Annotated in this window: 18 protein-coding genes; all 18 read left to right on the top strand. The window is 55.8% G+C overall.

All coding sequences use genetic code 11. The annotated features are described in order from the left end of the window. Positions 1-135 precede the first annotated feature (135 nt). The 18 genes from rfbB (at position 136) to MKD50_RS05170 (ending at position 18,329) form a co-directional block, all read left to right on the top strand. Positions 136-1,206, top strand: a complete 1,071-nt coding sequence (gene rfbB / locus MKD50_RS05255) for a dTDP-glucose 4,6-dehydratase (RefSeq protein ID WP_252666592.1) — start codon at positions 136-138, stop codon at positions 1,204-1,206. A 2-nt stretch (positions 1,207-1,208) separates the two neighbouring features. After that, on the top strand, positions 1,209-2,099 hold the full coding sequence (rfbA, locus tag MKD50_RS05250; RefSeq protein ID WP_252666591.1) for a glucose-1-phosphate thymidylyltransferase RfbA: 891 nt from the start codon (positions 1,209-1,211) through the stop codon (positions 2,097-2,099). Next, positions 2,084-2,635: a dTDP-4-dehydrorhamnose 3,5-epimerase gene (gene rfbC, locus MKD50_RS05245; protein ID WP_252666590.1), complete on the top strand. Its 552-nt coding sequence runs from the start codon at positions 2,084-2,086 to the stop codon at positions 2,633-2,635. Before rfbA ends, rfbC begins: the two co-directional genes overlap by 16 nt. Positions 2,636-2,667: 32 nt before the next feature. Further along, on the top strand, positions 2,668-3,444 hold the full coding sequence (locus MKD50_RS05240; protein ID WP_252666589.1) for an ABC transporter permease: 777 nt from the start codon (positions 2,668-2,670) through the stop codon (positions 3,442-3,444). Positions 3,445-3,515: 71 nt separating this feature from the next. After that, the gene (locus tag MKD50_RS05235; protein WP_252666588.1) at positions 3,516-4,190 is read left to right on the top strand and encodes an ABC transporter ATP-binding protein; all 675 of its coding nucleotides are present in this window, start codon (positions 3,516-3,518) and stop codon (positions 4,188-4,190) included. Between the two features lie 5 nt (positions 4,191-4,195). Next, positions 4,196-5,323, top strand: coding sequence for a DegT/DnrJ/EryC1/StrS family aminotransferase (locus MKD50_RS05230; protein WP_252666587.1), 1,128 nt, complete (start codon positions 4,196-4,198; stop codon positions 5,321-5,323). 45 nt (positions 5,324-5,368) lie between these two features. Further along, on the top strand, positions 5,369-6,196 hold the full coding sequence (locus tag MKD50_RS05225; protein WP_252666586.1) for an NAD-dependent epimerase/dehydratase family protein: 828 nt from the start codon (positions 5,369-5,371) through the stop codon (positions 6,194-6,196). Between the two features lie 10 nt (positions 6,197-6,206). Next, complete coding sequence (locus MKD50_RS05220) at positions 6,207-7,184, top strand: ATP-grasp domain-containing protein (RefSeq protein ID WP_252666585.1); 978 nt, start codon at positions 6,207-6,209, stop codon at positions 7,182-7,184. 37 nt (positions 7,185-7,221) lie between these two features. Next, entirely contained in the window at positions 7,222-7,926 is a 705-nt protein-coding gene (locus MKD50_RS05215) for a metallophosphoesterase family protein (protein ID WP_252666584.1), read from the top strand. A 174-nt stretch (positions 7,927-8,100) separates the two neighbouring features. Further along, positions 8,101-9,483 carry a glycosyltransferase gene (locus MKD50_RS05210; protein WP_252666583.1) on the top strand — a complete coding sequence of 461 codons (1,383 nt, stop codon included), beginning with the start codon at positions 8,101-8,103 and terminating at the stop codon, positions 9,481-9,483. A gap of 13 nt (positions 9,484-9,496) precedes the next feature. Then, positions 9,497-10,864 (top strand): glycosyltransferase, encoded by a 1,368-nt coding sequence (locus tag MKD50_RS05205; protein WP_252666582.1) that lies wholly within the window; start codon positions 9,497-9,499, stop codon positions 10,862-10,864. Between the two features lie 11 nt (positions 10,865-10,875). Beyond that, positions 10,876-11,832 (top strand): glycosyltransferase, encoded by a 957-nt coding sequence (locus MKD50_RS05200; RefSeq protein ID WP_252666581.1) that lies wholly within the window; start codon positions 10,876-10,878, stop codon positions 11,830-11,832. Positions 11,833-12,016: 184 nt separating this feature from the next. Next, complete coding sequence (gene rfbD, locus MKD50_RS05195; RefSeq protein WP_252666580.1) at positions 12,017-12,934, top strand: dTDP-4-dehydrorhamnose reductase; 918 nt, start codon at positions 12,017-12,019, stop codon at positions 12,932-12,934. Positions 12,935-12,987: 53 nt separating this feature from the next. Then, a complete protein-coding gene (locus tag MKD50_RS05190) occupies positions 12,988-13,740 on the top strand; it encodes a glycosyltransferase (RefSeq protein ID WP_252666579.1) in 753 nt (250 codons plus the stop codon). A gap of 30 nt (positions 13,741-13,770) precedes the next feature. Next, the gene (locus MKD50_RS05185; RefSeq protein ID WP_252666578.1) at positions 13,771-14,859 is read left to right on the top strand and encodes an MraY family glycosyltransferase; all 1,089 of its coding nucleotides are present in this window, start codon (positions 13,771-13,773) and stop codon (positions 14,857-14,859) included. A gap of 688 nt (positions 14,860-15,547) precedes the next feature. Continuing rightward, the gene (locus MKD50_RS05180; RefSeq protein ID WP_252666577.1) at positions 15,548-16,972 is read left to right on the top strand and encodes a DUF2142 domain-containing protein; all 1,425 of its coding nucleotides are present in this window, start codon (positions 15,548-15,550) and stop codon (positions 16,970-16,972) included. Then, positions 16,969-17,985 carry a glycosyltransferase family 2 protein gene (locus tag MKD50_RS05175; protein WP_252666576.1) on the top strand — a complete coding sequence of 339 codons (1,017 nt, stop codon included), beginning with the start codon at positions 16,969-16,971 and terminating at the stop codon, positions 17,983-17,985. The genes MKD50_RS05180 and MKD50_RS05175 overlap by 4 nt, the downstream gene beginning before the upstream one ends. Further along, positions 17,982-18,329, top strand: a complete 348-nt coding sequence (locus MKD50_RS05170) for an EamA family transporter (RefSeq protein ID WP_252666575.1) — start codon at positions 17,982-17,984, stop codon at positions 18,327-18,329. Before MKD50_RS05175 ends, MKD50_RS05170 begins: the two co-directional genes overlap by 4 nt. Positions 18,330-18,411 lie beyond the last annotated feature (82 nt).

The raw sequence follows: 18,411 nt of genomic DNA, 5'->3' as shown, positions 1-18,411 counted from the left end.
GTAAGCTGCGGCTATCAGTCAGATAGAATACCGCCACTTCTGCAGGCACTTAACGCCCCGCCGTCCCGCAAGAGGACAAGGTGGGCGCTCGGCTTTTGTCGGGTCATCGAAACATATCGAGGCAAGGAGCAAGTTTTGTCCCATATTTTGGTCACTGGGGGCGCCGGATTCATTGGCGCCAATTTCGTTCTGGCGTGGTTGAGCGATGGGTCGGCGGATGGTGTAGTGAACGTCGACAAGCTCACCTATGCGGGGAATCGAAAGACCCTCGCATCGGTCGAGGACGATCCCCGCCACGTGTTTTCGCAAACCGATATTTGCGACCGTGCCGCACTGGACCAGCTCTTCGCCACCTACCAGCCGCGTGCCGTGGTGCACTTCGCCGCCGAGAGCCATGTTGACCGCTCCATCCACGGGCCCGGAGAGTTCATCCAGACCAATATCGTCGGCACGTTTACGCTGCTGGAGGCCGCCCGCGCCTACTGGAGCGGCTTGCAGGAACCGGCCAAGTCCGAATTCCGCTTCCTCCATGTGTCGACCGACGAGGTGTTCGGCTCGCTGAGCGAAACCGATCCGCAGTTCTCGGAAACGACCCCCTACGCGCCCAACAGCCCGTACTCGGCCTCCAAGGCCGCATCGGACCACCTGGTGCGCGCGTATCACCATACCTACGGCTTGCCGGTTCTGACGACGAACTGCTCGAACAACTACGGTCCGTATCATTTCCCGGAAAAGCTGATTCCGCTGGTGATTGCCAACGCCCTCGCCGGCAAACCGCTGCCCATCTATGGCGACGGGAAGAACGTGCGTGACTGGCTGTATGTGCGCGACCACTGCTCGGCCATCCGCGAGGTGCTGGCGCGCGGCCGTCTCGGCGAAACCTATAACGTCGGCGGCTGGAACGAGAAGACCAACCTGGACGTCGTGCACACCTTGTGCGACCTGCTTGACGAACTGTCGCCCAAGGCTACCGGCTCGTACCGCGACCAGATCACCTTCGTCAAGGATCGCCCCGGGCATGATCGCCGCTATGCGATCGATGCGCGCAAGCTGGAACGCGAACTGGGCTGGAAGCCGGCCGAGACGTTTGAAAGCGGCCTGCGCAAGACGGTCCAGTGGTATCTGGATAACCAGGCGTGGGTGCAGGACGTGATGTCGGGGGAGTATCGGAATTGGGTTGAAACGAACTACATGGAACGGAGTTAAACATGGCACGCAAGGGCATTATTCTGGCGGGCGGCTCCGGCACCCGCCTTTACCCTATTACGCATTCGGTGTCGAAGCAGTTGCTGCCGGTCTACGACAAGCCGATGATTTACTACCCTCTCTCGACACTGATGATCGCCGGCATTCGGGACATCCTGATCATCTCGACGCCTCAGGACACCCCGCGTTTTGAGGCGATGCTGGGCGACGGCGCGCACTGGGGCGTGAACATTACTTACGCCGTGCAACCTTCGCCGGATGGGCTGGCACAGGCTTTTCTGATCGGTCGTGAATTCGTTGGCAACGATCCGTCCGCACTGATCTTGGGCGACAACATCTTCTATGGCCATGACCTGCATCGGCAACTGGCCAACGCAAACGTCCGTACCGACGGTGCCACCGTTTTTGCGTACCACGTACATGATCCGGAACGCTATGGTGTGGTCGAGTTCGATGACGAATTCCGTGCGCTGTCTATCGAGGAAAAGCCTGTTAAGGCGCGTTCAAACTACGCGGTGACTGGCCTCTATTTCTACGACAACAACGTTTGCGATATCGCCGCTGATATACGTCCGTCTGCGCGCGGCGAACTGGAGATTACCGATATCAACTCGCGATATCTTGAGCATGGCAAGCTCAATGTCGAGATCATGGGCCGCGGCTACGCCTGGCTTGACACCGGCACGCATGATTCTCTAATCGAAGCGGCCACGTTCATTGCCACGCTGCAGAAGCGTCAAGGGCTGATGGTCTCGTGCCCCGAGGAGATTGCTTTCCGCAATAAGTGGATCGATGCCGAGCAATTGGCTCGCCTAGCGAAGCCGTTGGCCAAAAACGGCTATGGACAATATCTGAGCAACATTCTTGCGGACATCGTATGGCAATACAAGTAACACCGACGGCGCTGCCGGAAGTCAAGATCATCGAGCCAAAGTGCTTTGGCGACGATCGCGGCTTCTTCTATGAGAGTTTCAACGCGCGTGAATTCGAAGAGCGCGTGGCCCCCGGCTACACGTTTGTGCAAGACAACCACTCGCGTTCCACCCAGAACGTAATACGCGGCTTGCACTATCAGATCGAGCATGCCCAAGGCAAGCTGGTGCGCGTCATTGTAGGTAAAGTCTTTGATGTCGCGGTGGACATGCGTCGCAACTCGCCGAACTTTGGCAAGTGGGTCGGCGTGGAACTGTCTGTAGAGAATCGGCGCCAGTTGTGGGTCCCACCTGGATTTGCCCATGGTTTTGCGGTATTGAGCGATGCAGCCGAGTTCCTCTACAAGACTACCGACTACTGGTATCAGGAGTACGAACGCAGCGTGCTGTGGAACGACCCGTCGCTGAGTATCAAGTGGCCGCTGACCGGAGAACCGAAGCTCGCCGCCAAGGATTCCGCCGCGCCCAAATTCGTGGATGCCGATCACTACAACTGAGAGGCCTGGACCGGCGAGTCTTTCGATATAACATGACGATTTTCTTTTCGGAGTTGTGGAACTCCAAGCTCGTCTTGAGCCAGCTTGTCCATCAGTACGTCACGCTTCGGTACCGGCGAACGGCACTGGGTTTCCTTTGGACGCTCATCAATCCGCTGTTCACGATGGTGATCACCTCCGTGATCTTCTCCATGATGATGAGGATGCCGATCAAGAGTTTCGCGGTATTCCTGTTCACCGGCTTGATTCCGTGGACGCTCTTCTCGGCCTGCCTGTTGCAGGGCGGTGGGGCGATCCTCGAAAACGAGGCGCTGATAAAGAAGATCTATATTCCGCGTCAGACCTTCGTGACGGCCAAATGCCTCAGCCTGATGATCGATGCATTGCTCAGCTTTGGTGCTTTGTTCGTCATTGCTTACGCGATCGGTGCGCCGATCTCGGTGGCCCTTGCATTTGTGCCGGTGGCGTTTCTGTTCATCTTCGTCTTTTCGCTGGGCGTGGCGCTGGTGATGTCCGTTGTTACAGTGTTCTACCGCGATTCACAGCATGTCATGGGCATTGCGTTGCAAGCAGGCTATTACCTAACGCCGATCATCTATCCGCTCACGATCGTGCCCGAGCGTTTCCGGTGGATCTTCGAGTGGAACCCGATGTACTACTTCGTGCAGCTGTTCCGGCTGCCCATTTACGAGGCCACAGTGCCATCGCTGCAGCTTATCGGCCTGACCGGCGGACTGGCATTGACCATGCTGGTTTTGGGTGTGGTGGTGTTCCGTAAGTACGACCATACACTGATTTTCCGTCTGTGATGAACAACAGTGAAATTCGCCTCGACGGAGTCTCTCTGAGTTTCCGTCTTTATCATGACCGGAACGTATCCATGAAGGAACGTTTCGCGAATCTGTTCAGCCGCAAGAAAGTCCAAGGTCCGACCGATTTTTGGGCGTTGAAGGATATCAGTCTCTCCATCGGCCATGGCGAGAGGGTGGGTATTGTCGGACATAATGGCGCAGGCAAGAGCACGCTGCTTAAGACCATCTGCCGAATTTACGAACCGACGCACGGCGGCGTGGACGTAAAAGGTCGCATTGCCCCGTTGCTTGAAATCGGTGCAGGTTTCCAGCCGGAAATCAGCGGTCGCCAGAATATCTACCTCAACGGCGCGATCCTGGGTTATCCCACAGCAACGCTTAAGGAAATCGAGAAAGAGGTCATTGAGTTCACCCAGTTGGGGGACTTTATCGACATGCCGGTCAAATATTATTCGACCGGTATGTACATGAAGCTTGCATTCGCGATTGCGACGGCGGTGCATCCCGATATCCTCATTCTCGACGAGCTTTTTGCAGGGGGTGATGCGGAGTTCATAGAGCGGGCACAGGCGCGCATGCGGGAGTTTGTGGATCAATCGAGTATCATGGTTTTCGTGTCGCATCAGGCGAGTCTGATCCAGCAGCTCTGCAACAGGGTTATCTGGATCGATCACGGTAAGGTCGTGATGGATGGTGCTACAGAAGACGTTCTTCCAAAATATCTAAACGGTTCGAGAGGATAGAGAGTATGGCCACGCAATTGTTTGTCCCGAATTTTCGCATTGACGAGTGTCTCGAACAGATTCGCGAATGTCTCGAGAAGGGCTGGACCGGCCTGGGCTTCAAGACGCTCGAGTTCGAAAAGGCCTGGACGGAATACACCGGTCTGCCACATGCCCACTTTCTTTCCTCCAATACGGTGGGCCTGCATCTGGCGCTGCGGATGCTGAAGACGCGTCATGGCTGGAGCGACGGTGATGAAATCATCGTCACGCCGCTAACCTTCGTGTCGAGCAACCACGCCGTGATGTACGAAGGCCTGCATCCTGTGTTCGCGGATGTGGACGAATCGCTGTGCCTGGATCCGGCCGACGTCGAGCGCAAGATTTCCGCGAAAACGCGTGCCGTGATGTTCGTGGGTATCGGTGGCAACGTGGGACGTTATGACGAAATCGTCGCCCTGTGTCGCAAGCATGGGCTGAAGCTGATCCTCGATGCCGCGCACATGTCGGGCACCCGCGTTGAGGGCCGTCATGTCGGCTACGACGCCGATGTCACAGTTTTCAGCTTCCAGGCAGTCAAGAATTTGCCGACGGCCGATTCTGGCATGATTTGCTTCGCTGACGCGGAAGACGATGCGCGTGCACGCAAGCTGTCGTGGTTGGGCATCAATAAGGACACCTTCGCTCGTACGAACGCACAGGGTGCCTACAAGTGGATGTATGACGTCGAGGAAGTCGGCTTCAAGTACCACGGCAATTCGATCATGGCCGGCATCGGACTGGTCCAGTTGAAGTACCTGGATCGCGACAACGCCTATCGCCGACAGCTGGCTGTATGGTACTCGCGCGAGCTCGCCCAGTACCCGCACGTGCGTGTGGTGGATCATTCGGAGAAGTGCGAGTCGTCGCGTCACCTGTTCCAGGTGCGCCTGTCAAATCGCGACGAGATGATGTTCGCGCTCAACGAGCACGAAATTTATCCCGGCGTGCACTACCGCGACAACACCCAATACCGCATGTACGCTTATGCGCAGGGCACTTGCCCGGAGGCGCATCGCGCGAGCGACGAAGTCCTGTCGCTTCCGATGCATCTCGGCGTGACAGCGCATGAGGTGGCGAAGATCGCTAGCTTGCTGGGCAAGCACGCCAAATAACGCCCGACCCAGGTAGTGCCCAACCATCACGAGAGGGATTTTTCCATGTTAACGGATTTGCGATGCTTCTATTCGGCGGCGGATAGAGTGGCGGTCACAGGCGGAACCGGCTTTATCGGCAACGCTTTCATCGCGCAATCCGAGCCAGGATCATTCTTGCCGTGCAAGTTCGAGGCACTGCCCCCCAACGCCATCGTTCTCCATCTTGCAGCAGCGGTGCAGAACGATAGATCGGCTGCGGCACAGAATTTTGCAAACGACCTTTGGGTCATCGAAGAGATTCGCACAAAGCATGCTGGGTTGATCTACGCGTCAACTAACAATGTGTATCCGTTCGGGATCGATTGCCGCATCGATGCGGCGACACGCTGTAATGACTACTATTCGACGTCGAAGGTTATTGCAGAGAAAGTTGTGCGCGATACGGTTTGCAAGCCCTACTCCATCGTGCGTATTGCGGACGTGTTCGGTGCGGGTCAGCGACACGGCAATCTCTTTCGAGCCATTGAGAAGTCGTTGGTGGAAAGGGACGCGTTGCGCAAATACGGCGTGGGCCTGAAGCGGCGTAGCTATATCTATGCACCGGAACTGGTCGCGATGCTCTGGTATGTAGTGACTAGCATACGCAATGACATGCCTATTCCAGACTGCTTCAACGCGTGCTATGAGGACTCTGCGTCCGTGGCGGAAATCATCGACCAGATTTCGATGCTTAGTGGTCTTCCGGTCAAAAACGTCGACCATGCGGGTCCCGAAGCTTCTTGGCGCGACATCCGCACCATGGTCGCAGGCCCCCTGCACGGATATACGTACAAGTGGCCCGGCTTCCGCGACGCGTTGGCCGATTACGTGAATACCTTGGCGACAAAGTAAAGAATCAATCGTGAACATTCTCATTACCGGTGCTGGTTCCGTAATGGGCCAGAGCATCTATAAGGCTTTGGCAGCGCACGACTTCGGTGAGCCGTTGTCGATTCATTTTGCCAACAGTATCGAGCTTGGTGCGGGACGTTTTTTCAACGATCCGCGGGCTCGTGTGACCGCCGTGCCCATTTTTCCGCTTGCCGCGGACCCAAACTTCAATGCGTTTCTTGAAGACTATGTCGCGACGAGCAAGATCGACATTGTCTTCGCGGGCACTCAGCATGAGTTGGCAAAAATTTCTGCGTACCGTGACAAAACCTTGAAAGCTGCCACAATTTCTCAGGAAATTGCGGACATCTGCATGGACAAGTTGCGCACGGCGGAAGTGATGGAGAAGCACGGTGTCCGTGTGCCAAGGACGCAGTCATTCGAGGCCTATCTGGAAAACCCGTCAATTGGCGGCCCGGTGATCGTCAAGCCTAATCATAGCTCGTCGTCGCGCAGCATCTACCGGTTCGAAAGCCATCTGGCAGCAACCGAGTCCGAAATCGTACAGAGTGGCAAGGAGCACTCATTCCTAGTTCAGGAAAGACTTGCCGGGGACGAATTTACGTGCGGCTGCTACGTCGACCGGTATTCCAAAGCGGTGAAACTGATCTGCTTCCGTCGCACGCTGACCCCTGATGGGGCAACGTTCTACGGCGAAATCGTGACCGATCCGCGTATCCGCACCTATGTTTCAGATGTGGCACACGCGCTAATCGATGAAGGCATGGACTTTGGGCATATCAATGTCCAACTGATCATGGACGAGACGGGCCCCTGTCTATTTGAGATCAATGGCCGCCTAAGTTCGACTGAAGCTTCCAAGGCGCACTTTGGCTTCAATTCCTGTGCCGCTTTCGTCCATAACATTGTGCGACAAGAGGAATTCACAGGCTGGGATATTGCGGAAGCCGGCCGGTTTTTGAGGTACTACGAAGAGTTGTATTTTTGAGTTAATGCGCAGTTTAATTGACCGCCGGTATCTGGAGTTGACTCGAGACGTCTATGTCCTCTCAGATATCCATGCAAACCTGCCCGCCTTGGAGGCGGTGCTGGGAAGCATTGACCCGTCCGCACGAATTCTTTGTGCTGGTGACGTGGTGGATTACTATGCGGACCCTAACGAAGTCATCGCCTTGCTGCAGGCGCGTGGAGTGGATTGCATTGTGGGTAATCATGATCTCTACGCATTAGGGGAACTGCCCTATAACGCTGCGCGCGAATCGATTTATCGCGTTGAGTGGACACGCAGGGCTTTGACAAACGGTAATCGCGAATGGCTATCTTCCTTGCCCGTTGGAATCGATTACACAGTCGTAAAGGGTAGTGATGGAGATTCGGGCGAGGCCATAGAGAGGGTGTTGTTACGTCATGGAGATCTGTTTGACCCGGAGACGTACATCTATCCCGATTCGGATTTTGACTGCTCGATGTTAGGGGAAAAAACTCTGGCGATATTCGGGCATACTCATCATCCAATGGTGCGGCGATATGGGACTTCGGCGATTCTCAATCCGGGATCTGTCGGGCAACCCAGGGACCGCAATCCTGCTGCAGCATATGCAAAAGTAGATCTCCGAACGGGCCAACACATGTTTGTGCGTGCGTGCTACGACGTGGCTTCGTATCAAGCAAGACTTGCCGGAGAAGGAGTTGTCGAATCGATGATAGATATTCTGTCGCGTACCGGCTGATATATACCGCTCAATAATGCGGGGGCTGACAATATAATGATTAGTTGGAATCGATCTCTCCAGATCGTGGGAGATGGAAACACGTCGACCACAGTACTGGTTCGCCACCTTCTGCGAGGAACCTCCACGTGGCGAGGTCGACAGATTCACGTCGACGAAACAATCAAGTTCTCGTTGGAGGAAGTTGAGAGTCAGAACGATGCGTTATTCTTGATACGCTATTGTGACCCGAAGGGTCTGTCTGATATAAAGCTTTTGATCGAACGTGGTATTCCCTACGCTTACCTGATCGACGACAATTTCTGGCTTTTGCTGGATGACTCACCTTTGTCTAAATTTTATAAGGACTGGTCGGTAAGGCGCACCCTTGAGGCGGCTATATCCGGTGCGAACGTTGTTCTCTGTCATTCGCGAAAATTTCGCGATTTTCTGCGTCGCTACAATGCAAATGTAGTCGTAGTGCCTGCATTTTTCGATGCTTCATGTATCCAGAACATGGTGCCTCTGGATTGTCATGGGGAGCGTCGTATCGGTGTTGTTGGTAATCCATCTAAAGCCGGGGATCTGGATATTATTGTGCCTGCTGTGCTCTCCGTAGCTGAGAGGGCGGGTGAAGACGTATTCTTCGAGTTTTTTGGCTACGTCCCTCCAAAACTTTCGGGGCATCCGAAGGTGCGAAGCTTCGCGCCGATAGCCGATTATCCGACTTTTCTACGCGCACAATTTCAGCGAAATTGGATTACTGCGCTTGCGCCGTTGCGCGAGAATCGATTTTCTTCGTACAAGAGCAATAACAAATATCGAGAATTTGGCGGATGTGCGATTGCTGGAATTTACTCGGATGTTGACGTCTACCGGGAGAGTGTGTCGCATGGGCATAATGGCTGGCTGGTTGCCAATGAGCCTGCCGCCTGGGCGAGACAGATAGAGATTGCTCTGTCGGACCCGGATGAGAGCAAGCGCATTGGCATGAACGCGCAAAAGAACGTCTTACAGCATTACTCGCTAGTGCACGTACGTAAGCTCTGGATCAGTGCTGTATGGTCTGCTGTGAGCAAAGCGGGAGCCAAACGTTGGGCAGGATCGTTCAGACGCTCGGTGCCAAGATCAAATGTGCAGAGCGGTGATCTTTTTATTTCAACGAACTCGGGATGGGTGGGCAATTCGCCTTCAACTGCACGTGCCGGGTTTTACGAGGGTGAGGTACTGTTCAGTATTGCACCTGGGGAATCTGTCCAGGCGGGTATCGAAGCGCCGGTATCTGGTGAGTTCCATTGGAACATGGTGGTCGCCACGTTCATGAAAACGCTGAGCGGCATGCTGACGATCGAGGTACTGGCTGAAGGCCGAGCGATCCATGCCATTCGCCTGAACGGCCCGGAGATCGTCGACAACCAAGCCATTCCCATCGATCTGAATTTGGAGGAGGGCCAGCAATTGACGATCAACGTGCGTAACGAACTGGAAGAGGCGATTGGGCTCTATCTGCTGAGTCCGAACGGCATGACGACATACGCTAGTACCGGCCGTTTCTATGCCGGGCGTTTTGTCGCATAAACAAAGGGAATTCATGAGACAAGTTCTTTTCGTCTGCAACGATACCGTAGGCCACCGCATGGCAGGCCCGGCGATCCGTTGCATCGAACTGGCCAAGACTCTTGCGGGAGACTTTGACGTCGTGGTCGCAGCTCGCAATCTCGATGAGAGCTATGTCCCCCCTATAAAGCTGATCGCTGCAGATTCGGACACCGTGGCAGCAGCCGCGGCACAAGCGGACGTCGTGGTGGTGCAGGGCGATGCGCTGCGCCGCAATCCTGCGTTGCTGGAGATTAAGGGGGCGCTTGTGGCGGACATGTACTGCCCCATTCCGCTCGAATATCACATGTCCTCCACCGGCGTGCCGGAATCGGTGCGGCTTGAGCACGGCTGGCACGTTTCGCGCCTGATGCAGGAGCAGCTGTTCTATGCCGACTATTTCCTCTGCGCGAGCGAGCGGCAGATGGACTTCTGGTCGGGCGCGCTGACGATGGCGGGACGTATCAATGCCATCTCGATGCCCGATGGCATCCGGACCGGACTCGAGCATTTCGTCGCGTGTGTACCGTTTGGATTGTCCGACGAAACGCCGGTGGCTAACGCTCATCCGCTGCGCGAGAAGTTCAACATTCCTCAGGACGAGTTCCTTATGGTCTGGGGCGGTGGAATCTATGAATGGTTCGACCCGGTCACGATCATCAAGGCGATTGCCAAACTGGAACGTGAAGGATTGCGCTCGCATCTGGTCTTCCTGGGGGTCAAGCATCCGAACCCGGGAATCGCCGACCACGACAAGCTGACCGTTGCAGTGCAGACCTCGCGCGACCTGGGCGTCCTTGACCGGCTCGTCCATTTCAACTTCGGTTGGGTAGAATACTCGAGGCGCCACGAATACTTGATGGACGCGGACGTCGGCGTGAGCGCGCATCTGGATAATGCCGAGACACGTTTCTCGTTTCGTACGCGCATGCTGGACTACCTGTGGTGCGGATTGCCGATCGTCGCGACCAGGGGCGACGAATTCGGCGAAATCGTCGGCAGAGAAGGACTCGGCATTGCCACAGACTATGAGAATAGCGACGACTGGGTCAGTGCCATCCGGCGCATGGTCACTGACGATGCATTTCGGGCCCAGTGCCGCAATGCCGTGGCGGAGACGCGTGAGCGGTATCGATGGTCTGAGGTCGTTAGGCCAATGCGGCAAGTCTTCAAGGAACTCGCGGCGTCTCCCGACCGCGCTTATGCGCGGCGTCGTGCAGCCGAGGTGGGGTTTCAGGGCTCGGCTGCCGCGCCAATCCCCCCACCGAGCATCATGTCGCGTGTGCGCGCCGTCTACGCCCAGCGCGGTCTCGTTGGCTTGGTAAGGGCCATCGTCAATCGTGTGCGTCGAGAGGTGGCGTGATAGAGAGCGTCATGCCGTTCGCCCCAGGCGCTGTCGCGTTTCCAGACGTGACGGCGATCGTCGTCACGTGGAACCCGGACATTGCCGCATTTCGCCACGCCTGGTCGTCGTATGCGGCGCGGACACGGGTCCTCATCGTTGACAATGGTTCCCGACCGGAAATCGTTGCCGCATTGCGCGAACTGGAATCGGCGACCTGTTCGGTCATTGCGCTACCGACCAATCTTGGTATTGCCAGCGCCATCAATGCAGGTGTGGCACATGTCGAGCAAACCAACCCCGCGTTCTACTTGCTGCTGGACCAGGATTCGGTGTTCGAGCCGGATACCCTTCCCGCGCTTCTCGAAGCGAGCCACGCCCTCCGCCAATCCGGCATCGGGCGCCCGGTGGTGGGCCCGCTTCCCGTCGAAAAGGAATCGGGTGTCATGATCGGCATGTACGGCAGCATGGGGCTCCGGGCAGGGGACAGGCAACCGTTTGCCACCGAATCGCTCTACACGTCAGGCATGCTGGTACCAGCGGATTTGGCGAGGGAAGCCCCGCAGAAGGAAGCGTTCTTTATTGACTATGTCGACACGGAGTGGTGCTACCGGGTGGCGAAGCTGCATGGAGCACATACTTACGTCGTGCCGCACGCCGTCATCCGGCACAAGGTAGGCGATACCGCGCTGCCACTGCACGTGCGGCACCAGCCGCTGCTGGTACACGGTCCGATCCGTCAGTATTTTCAATTGCGCAATGCTATCTGGATGCTGGCGTGCGACTACATCCCTGTCCGGACGCGGTGGCGCATGGCGCTGCGTTGCTTGGCACGAGTCAGCATCCTGGCGGCCTGTGTGGCGCCCCGGCTCACGCGGATGCGGTTTGTGGGGTGTGCGATGATCGACGGGCTTCGTGGCAAGGCCGGGCGCTGGCGCTTCCTGCCGCGTGGCGCTCAGCTCGGCGCCGACAGACCTTTCCCACATTAGTCCGTATGACGACACGGGCCCATATTGCCGAATGTCATCACAGAGACCGTGCCAACACCATCCTGGAATGATGTCAGGTATCCGGAGCCAGTAAAATGCCTAAGCAAGTCTGACAGGGCGATTTGCTGCGATAGTCCCGGATAACGAACGACAGGACCATGGGTCCGACGAACAAGTTGCCTGCATGACCGATTGCAAAACCAATATCCCGAAAATACTGCTGACCGGTGCCAACGGTCAGCTCGGATTTGAACTTCGACGAAGCCTGGCCCCGGTAGGTGAGGTCTTGGCACTGGATCGGAAAGGCTGTGACCTTGCGAGGCCTGACATGATCCGTCAGGTGGTGCGGCAAGCCCGTCCCGACATCATCGTCAACGCTGGTGCCTATACCGCGGTCGACAAGGCTGAGTTGGAGGAAGCCGCAGCGTTCGCGATCAATGCCGTCGCGCCTGGTGTGCTCGCCGAGGAAGCTCGCGACCTTGGCGCTTTGCTGGTTCATTACTCCACAGATTACGTATTCAACGGCGAGAAATCTGGCTACTACAGCGAGTCCGACACACCCAATCCTGTCTCGGCCTATGCGCGCAGCAAGGCGGCTGGCGAGCAATCAGTGCTTGATGCGGACATGCAGGCGTGGATTTTCCGAACCAGCTGGGTCTTCAGCGCCCACGGCAGCAATTTCCTGAAGACCATGATGCGCCTGGCGCGCACCAAGGAGACGTTGCGCGTAGTCAATGACCAGTTCGGTGCGCCAACGTCTGCCTCGCTGGTTGCCGATGTCACGGCCCACGCCCTGCGCCAAGGCTGGCTGCATGCCGGATGCGGGCGTGCCGAGCGCGGCGTGTATCATCTCGTGGCCAGCGGTGAAACCACGTGGTTCGAGTTCGCGCGGGCGATCGTGGAGCGGATGCGTGACGCCGGTGAATCGCTGAAGGTGCAGCCCGACCAGATCGTGCCGATACTTTCGTCTGAATTCCCGGTGCCGGCCCGACGTCCTGCCAATTCAAGACTTTCTACCGAAAAGCTGCGCAATACATTCGGTGTACATCTGCCGGAATGGCGGCAGTGCATGCATTACGTTCTAGACCAGCTAGAGGATTGATGTCGGGTATCCGGTTCGCCAGGCATCCCGCGGATGCCTGGGCACGTTAGCCTATGAAAATTGCAATCTCGATCGTCAGTCACGGCCAAAGCCGGCTCGTTGAACCGCTCCTTGCGCAGTTGCGTGAGCTCAGTACGCGGGTCGATCTCGATGTGATCGTGACTGAAAACTTGCCGGGCGATCCCATCCATGTGGCCTCGAATAGCCGCTTCCGCGTACGGAAGATCTGCAATCCGGAGCCCAAGGGATTCGGCGCCAACCACAATGCGGCCTTCGCACTGTGCGAGACCGAGTGGTTCGTCGTCATGAATCCGGACCTGCGGCTGACGGAAACCGGACTGACTGCCCTGATGACTTGCTTGAAGGAACGGCCCGGCGTGGCTGGCCCACGCGTGGTGACCAAGGAAGGGCGCATCGAGGACAGCGCGCGCCGTGTGCCGGGCGTATTGCGCCTGGCGAGCCGCTGGTACCGGCGCCGCTTCGAGCCCGAATACAATCCTTCCGTAGCGTTGCAGGGCGTGGATTGGCTTGCCGGCATGTGCCTGGCGTTTGACCGGCGTACGTTCGAGGAGGTCGGCGGCTTCGACGACCGTTTCCATCTTTATTGCGAGGACGTCGACATCTGCCTGCGTGTACATCTGCTGGGCGGAAGCGTGACCTGGGTACAGTCCAGCGTCGTCGTGCACGATGCCCAGCGGACCAGCCACAGAAAATGGCGTTATCTGCTGTGGCACGTATCCAGTCTCGGCAAGCTGCTCACATCGCGACCGTATTGGCAGTACAGGCTATTACCCTCAACCCGCTGAACCCTCCGTCGCTGCACCTGCCCTCCCACCATGTTCGACTTCTTCTGGGTGCCCTTGACCACCGCGCTTATTTCGGCCGTGGCGATCTTAATGCTGCGTCCGCTTGCCAAGCGCGGTGGCCTGCTCGATCGCCCGGGCGGCCGCAAGCGCCATGCCGGGGAAGTGCCGCTGGTCGGCGGCATTGCGATCCTAATTGCCATCGGCGTTGGTGCGAACATGTTTGTGCGGGGACAGGGCTACTACGTGGCGCTCTTTTCGGCGCTGACATTGCTGGCCCTCACGGGCCTCATCGACGATCTGCGCGGTCTAACGCCATTGACGAAGCTCGCCGTCCAGCTCTTCGCTGGCATCCTGATGACATCGTGGGGCGGCGTGTTCCTGCACTCGCTCGGCGATATATTCGCCAGGCGCGTCGTCGATCTCGGCAACTGGGGCATCCCACTAACGCTGTTTGCCGTGGTGGCGGTCGTGAATGCGGTCAACATGTCCGATGGGCTCGACGGCTTGGCCGGCGGCCTGGCCCTCAGCATCTTCGGCTGGTACGCCTATCTGGCGGGAGAAACGGGCAATCTGATGGCGCAGCGCATCTGCATGCTCCTCGTGGGTGCGCTGGTTGGCTTCCTGATCTTCAACATGCGCAATCCTCTCAGGGGTAATCTCCGTGTGTTTCTCGGAGACGCTGGCAGCCTGATGCTAGGCTTGGCCATCGTTTGGTTCGCGGTGGAGTTGTCTCAGCCCGCCTACAATACGGGGCGGACAGTGCCGCCGGTGGTTATGCTGTGGGTAGTAGGTTTCCTGTTGATTGATCTGCTAGCTGTTGTCGCCCGGAGGCTGATTTCGGGACGGAATCCCATGTCGGCAGACCGTACGCACTTGCATCATATTCTGTCGCGGATGGATGTCTCCGCGGGAGTTGTGGTCTGGACTATCCTAGCCAGCAATGCAGTACTTGGACTGATTGGTGTGTCAGCCTGGAAGCTTGGTGTCCCCGAGCACGTCTTATTCCTGCTGTTTCTCATTGTCACAGCGGCACATTTGATCGTGATGCGTAACGCTGCTTATTTCCTTCGCAGTGGTCGGCGCCTGCTGTCCAGGCGCAATAAGCGGCCACAGAACTAGTCGTCTCGAAACTGGAATTTGTAGACAAAATTCGCTCGGTGTTGGCGAGGGGCAAGTATGGCTTTAAATCGCATCGATTTTAAGATTAAGTCGCTTTCAGCCCTTCCACAGCATTCTTGGAAAAATGGACAACGATGGTTTCCGCCGCGACACGAATCGCCCACCGGGTGACTTGCGCAAACCGTTTACGAGTTCCTTGACCTGGATAACGTCAACGTTACGCCTTTCATGTTTACGAGTTCGCCAATGACACAAATGCTGTGACAATTACGTGCGAGATGTCGCCAAGTTCGACGATGAATTTTCGGAGGATCGGCGTGCCGAACCGCCGGCTGGCTGTCGTTCGCTCAGCAACTTGACGTCCGTCAGTGCCTTTAGTGCGATTTCGAATCGACGTTCGACGGCCGACAGCACCAACCGACGCACGCATCTCGCCGCCTGTCAAGCGCTTGCGGGGCAAATTGGGAATTTTTTCGGCCCTTATCTTGATGGCTTGCTCCGCACGCGGACTGAAGCGACAAATACTGCAAGTGCGCTCAGAATGTTCTGAGCCTCGACATTGTTAGCCGTATCGCTACCGTCTCCCCGCGTCTTCGCTACCAAGCTAGGGATCCGCTATCATTGCCTTTTTCGGAGTTTGGAAAGACCCCTGCTCCGAGCGAGTCAAACAATGGAGATCAGGTCTTATATGTCCATCAGCACTGGTTCTTCAGAAACTGAAAATATTTCTAATTCCGAGAAAGTCAATCGACTTTCCCTCGTCGTAGTGGCGTTGCTCTTGCCCGCGCTATTGGCGCTTTGTGCGGTGGTTCCGCCTTTCCAGTCGCCGGATGAGGTCGATCACTTCAAGCGGGGATATATGCTATCGCGAGGTCAGCTCACACTGCATCCCTTTGGCCCATACGACTCCGGCGGCATGATCGATGCATCTGTTGAGGCATTGATCGCAGTCTATTCTAATCTCCCCGGCAATAGGGAGGCGCGCGTGGATTCGAAGGATCGTCTCAAGGCCAACAGTGTGATGTGGACCGGCCATGAGATTTTCTCAACCGCTCCGGGGACCTCATACTACTTCCCGATAATCTATTTGCCGTCCGCGGCGGGCGTATTGCTTGGGAAAGCGACAAGCGCAAGCGTGCTAAAGGCGTATTATTATTCCAGGATATTTTCGATTCTTGCCTTTGTAAGCATTCTTTGGCTGTCGTTCCGAATCTACTCGCCGCCGCCCCTTACTTTGGCCATATTGGGACTGCCGATCACCCTATTTCAGGCTATCTCAACAAGTATTGATGGCCTAGCGCTTGCACTGATGGTTCTAGCATGCAGCATTTTTGCTCACGCGATGAAAGGCGGAGCACTAAATGGCCGTTGCACAACCCTTCTGTTAGGAAGTTGCCTTATTGTTGCCACCAGTCGGCCGCACATGCTATGCCTGTTGCTCTTACCGTTCTTGATCCCAAGGGCCAGAGTGCAGAAACCTCGCGTATTGCTCGGCGGAGCCCTGGCAACAATGCTTTTGGCGGTGATTTGGCTGGCTATTGCGCTTACTATAACCGTCGATACTCGCGTAAAGCGCAGCATTTCGACAGCTGACTCCATTAAGTATTATTTTTTCCACCCGCTCACATTTCTGGACCTTGTCAGCAAGACAGTGGACGTCCATAGCTATAACCTTTGGACGGGATTTGTGGGCTACCTTGGGTGGTTGGATACACCGCTGCAAGATATCGTTTACTACATGTGGCTCATCACACTATGTGCAGTGGGTATGATCACTTTACTCTGGTTTCTAAGATGCCTGATCAAAACAAAAAGCAAACATGCAGTCACAGTGCAGTTCACCATTTTTGTATTCGTTGCGGTTAGTGCTGCGCTGCTTGTTTTCTTTTTGCTCCTCTGCACGTGGACATCCAGCTTCCCTACCGCTCTCATTGAGGGAGTGCAGGGGCGCTATTTCAGCCTGCCGGCGCTTGCACTGGCTTATGCCATAGCAGTACAACTGTTGGCGACTCCCAAGTGGCTTCGCCTAAGCCTGGAAATCTTACTGCTGACAGCGGCCGGCATCTCGCTGATTGCGATGACCGAGACATTGATATCGAGATACTACATATGACCGTCGAGCATTTGACCAGCACTAATAAACCGCTAGTCGCGGTGGTGATCCCCACATACAAGGCGCGTGCTCATATCCTAGATGTACTGGCAAGAATTGGGCCGGAGGTTGACCTAGTTTTCGTGGTGGATGATGCGTGCCCGGAAGAAAGCGGCACGTATGTTGAGCTGTCTGTCGTGGATCCTCGCGTTCAAGTTGTAAAGCACGAAGTCAATCGTGGTGTTGGGGGGGCGGTTTTGACGGGCTACCGGGCCGCCATCGAACACGGCGCAGATGTCGTCGTGAAGATCGATAGCGATGGTCAAATGGATCCTTCGCTAATCCCCCAGTTCGTTGAGCCGATCCTTACCAATCAAGCCGACTACACGAAGGGAAATCGTTTCTTCGATCTAGAAGGCGTCGAACAAATGCCAGCTATACGGCTCATTGGCAACGCGGCACTTTCGTTTCTAACCAAGATTTCATCCGGTTATTGGGACATATTTGACCCAACCAATGGCTATACTGCAATTTCCTCACAAGCCTTGAAGCTATTGCCATTTTCAAAGATCAGTGAACGATATTTCTTCGAGACCGACATGCTTTTCCGCCTAAATACGGCGCGAGCCGTCGTCCTTGATATCCCGATGAAAGCCGTTTATGGCGATGAGGTTAGCAATCTAAAAATATCAAAAATTATTGGGGAGTTCTTTTTTAAGAACTGCAAGAACTTTTTAAAACGTGTTTTTTACAATTACTATTTACGCGACATGTCGGCGGCATCGATTGAGCTTCCCTTAGGAATGGTGCTGCTGCTTTTTGGATTGCTTTTCGGCGGATACCATTGGCAAGACAGCCTGGTGACTGGCCATCCAGCCGCTACCGGTACAGTGGTATTGTCAGCCCTGAACATTTTGATGGGATTCCAGATGCTTCTTGCATTTCTTGCGTTTGATGTGGCGAGCGTGCCTAGACGGCCGCGAACAAACCTACCTCAGGCCAAATCAAACCAGCCGCATTGGAGATCAGAATGATGTCGTCGTCCACTTTACTTTTAATTCTCTTCACAACCCTCGCCCTCTCTGCGGGCCAGGTGCTATTCAAGCTTGCTGCAATGGATGGCGAAAGCACACGATCACTTCTCCAACTCCTACTATCCTGGAAGATGATCACGGCGCTATCAGTGTATGGCATTGCAACGCTGGCTTGGGTGTATGCTTTGCGCTCTGTGCCACTTACGCTGGCCTATCCATTTGTGGCGCTCGCTTATGTAATCGTCCCGATTTTAGCGCACTTTCTGCTGGGCGAGGTAATTTCGGCTCGAACAATCGCGGGTGCGGTTTTTATTATCTTTGGAGTCTGGCTATCAACAACCTAATGGGTTCTGTAACAATTAAATACGATTGTCATTACACCCAATGGCGGGCGTGATTCCACATTAACCGGTACCGTTGGCGCGG

The organism is Cupriavidus mimosae, assembly GCF_023952485.1.
In the GTDB taxonomy this organism is placed as follows: Bacteria; Pseudomonadota; Gammaproteobacteria; order Burkholderiales; family Burkholderiaceae; genus Cupriavidus; species Cupriavidus taiwanensis_C.
The sequence above is the reverse complement of the archived record's forward strand: the minus strand, read 5'-3'. Positions and strand labels throughout refer to the sequence as shown.

Bases quoted from the DNA above. Each gene is read 5' to 3' on its own strand.
- rfbA (WP_252666591.1), top strand. From the start codon at position 1,209: ATGGCACGCAAGGGCATTATTCTGGCGGGCGGCTCCGGCACCCGCCTT.
- rfbC (WP_252666590.1), top strand. From the start codon at position 2,084: ATGGCAATACAAGTAACACCGACGGCGCTGCCGGAAGTCAAGATCATC.
- MKD50_RS05240 (WP_252666589.1), top strand. From the start codon at position 2,668: ATGACGATTTTCTTTTCGGAGTTGTGGAACTCCAAGCTCGTCTTGAGC.
- MKD50_RS05235 (WP_252666588.1), top strand. From the start codon at position 3,516: ATGAAGGAACGTTTCGCGAATCTGTTCAGCCGCAAGAAAGTCCAAGGT.
- MKD50_RS05230 (WP_252666587.1), top strand. From the start codon at position 4,196: ATGGCCACGCAATTGTTTGTCCCGAATTTTCGCATTGACGAGTGTCTC.
- MKD50_RS05225 (WP_252666586.1), top strand. From the start codon at position 5,369: ATGTTAACGGATTTGCGATGCTTCTATTCGGCGGCGGATAGAGTGGCG.
- MKD50_RS05205 (WP_252666582.1), top strand. From the start codon at position 9,497: ATGAGACAAGTTCTTTTCGTCTGCAACGATACCGTAGGCCACCGCATG.
- MKD50_RS05200 (WP_252666581.1), top strand. From the start codon at position 10,876: ATGCCGTTCGCCCCAGGCGCTGTCGCGTTTCCAGACGTGACGGCGATC.
- rfbD (WP_252666580.1), top strand. From the start codon at position 12,017: ATGACCGATTGCAAAACCAATATCCCGAAAATACTGCTGACCGGTGCC.
- MKD50_RS05190 (WP_252666579.1), top strand. From the start codon at position 12,988: ATGAAAATTGCAATCTCGATCGTCAGTCACGGCCAAAGCCGGCTCGTT.
- MKD50_RS05185 (WP_252666578.1), top strand. From the start codon at position 13,771: ATGTTCGACTTCTTCTGGGTGCCCTTGACCACCGCGCTTATTTCGGCC.
- MKD50_RS05180 (WP_252666577.1), top strand. From the start codon at position 15,548: ATGTCCATCAGCACTGGTTCTTCAGAAACTGAAAATATTTCTAATTCC.
- MKD50_RS05175 (WP_252666576.1), top strand. From the start codon at position 16,969: ATGACCGTCGAGCATTTGACCAGCACTAATAAACCGCTAGTCGCGGTG.
- MKD50_RS05170 (WP_252666575.1), top strand. From the start codon at position 17,982: ATGATGTCGTCGTCCACTTTACTTTTAATTCTCTTCACAACCCTCGCC.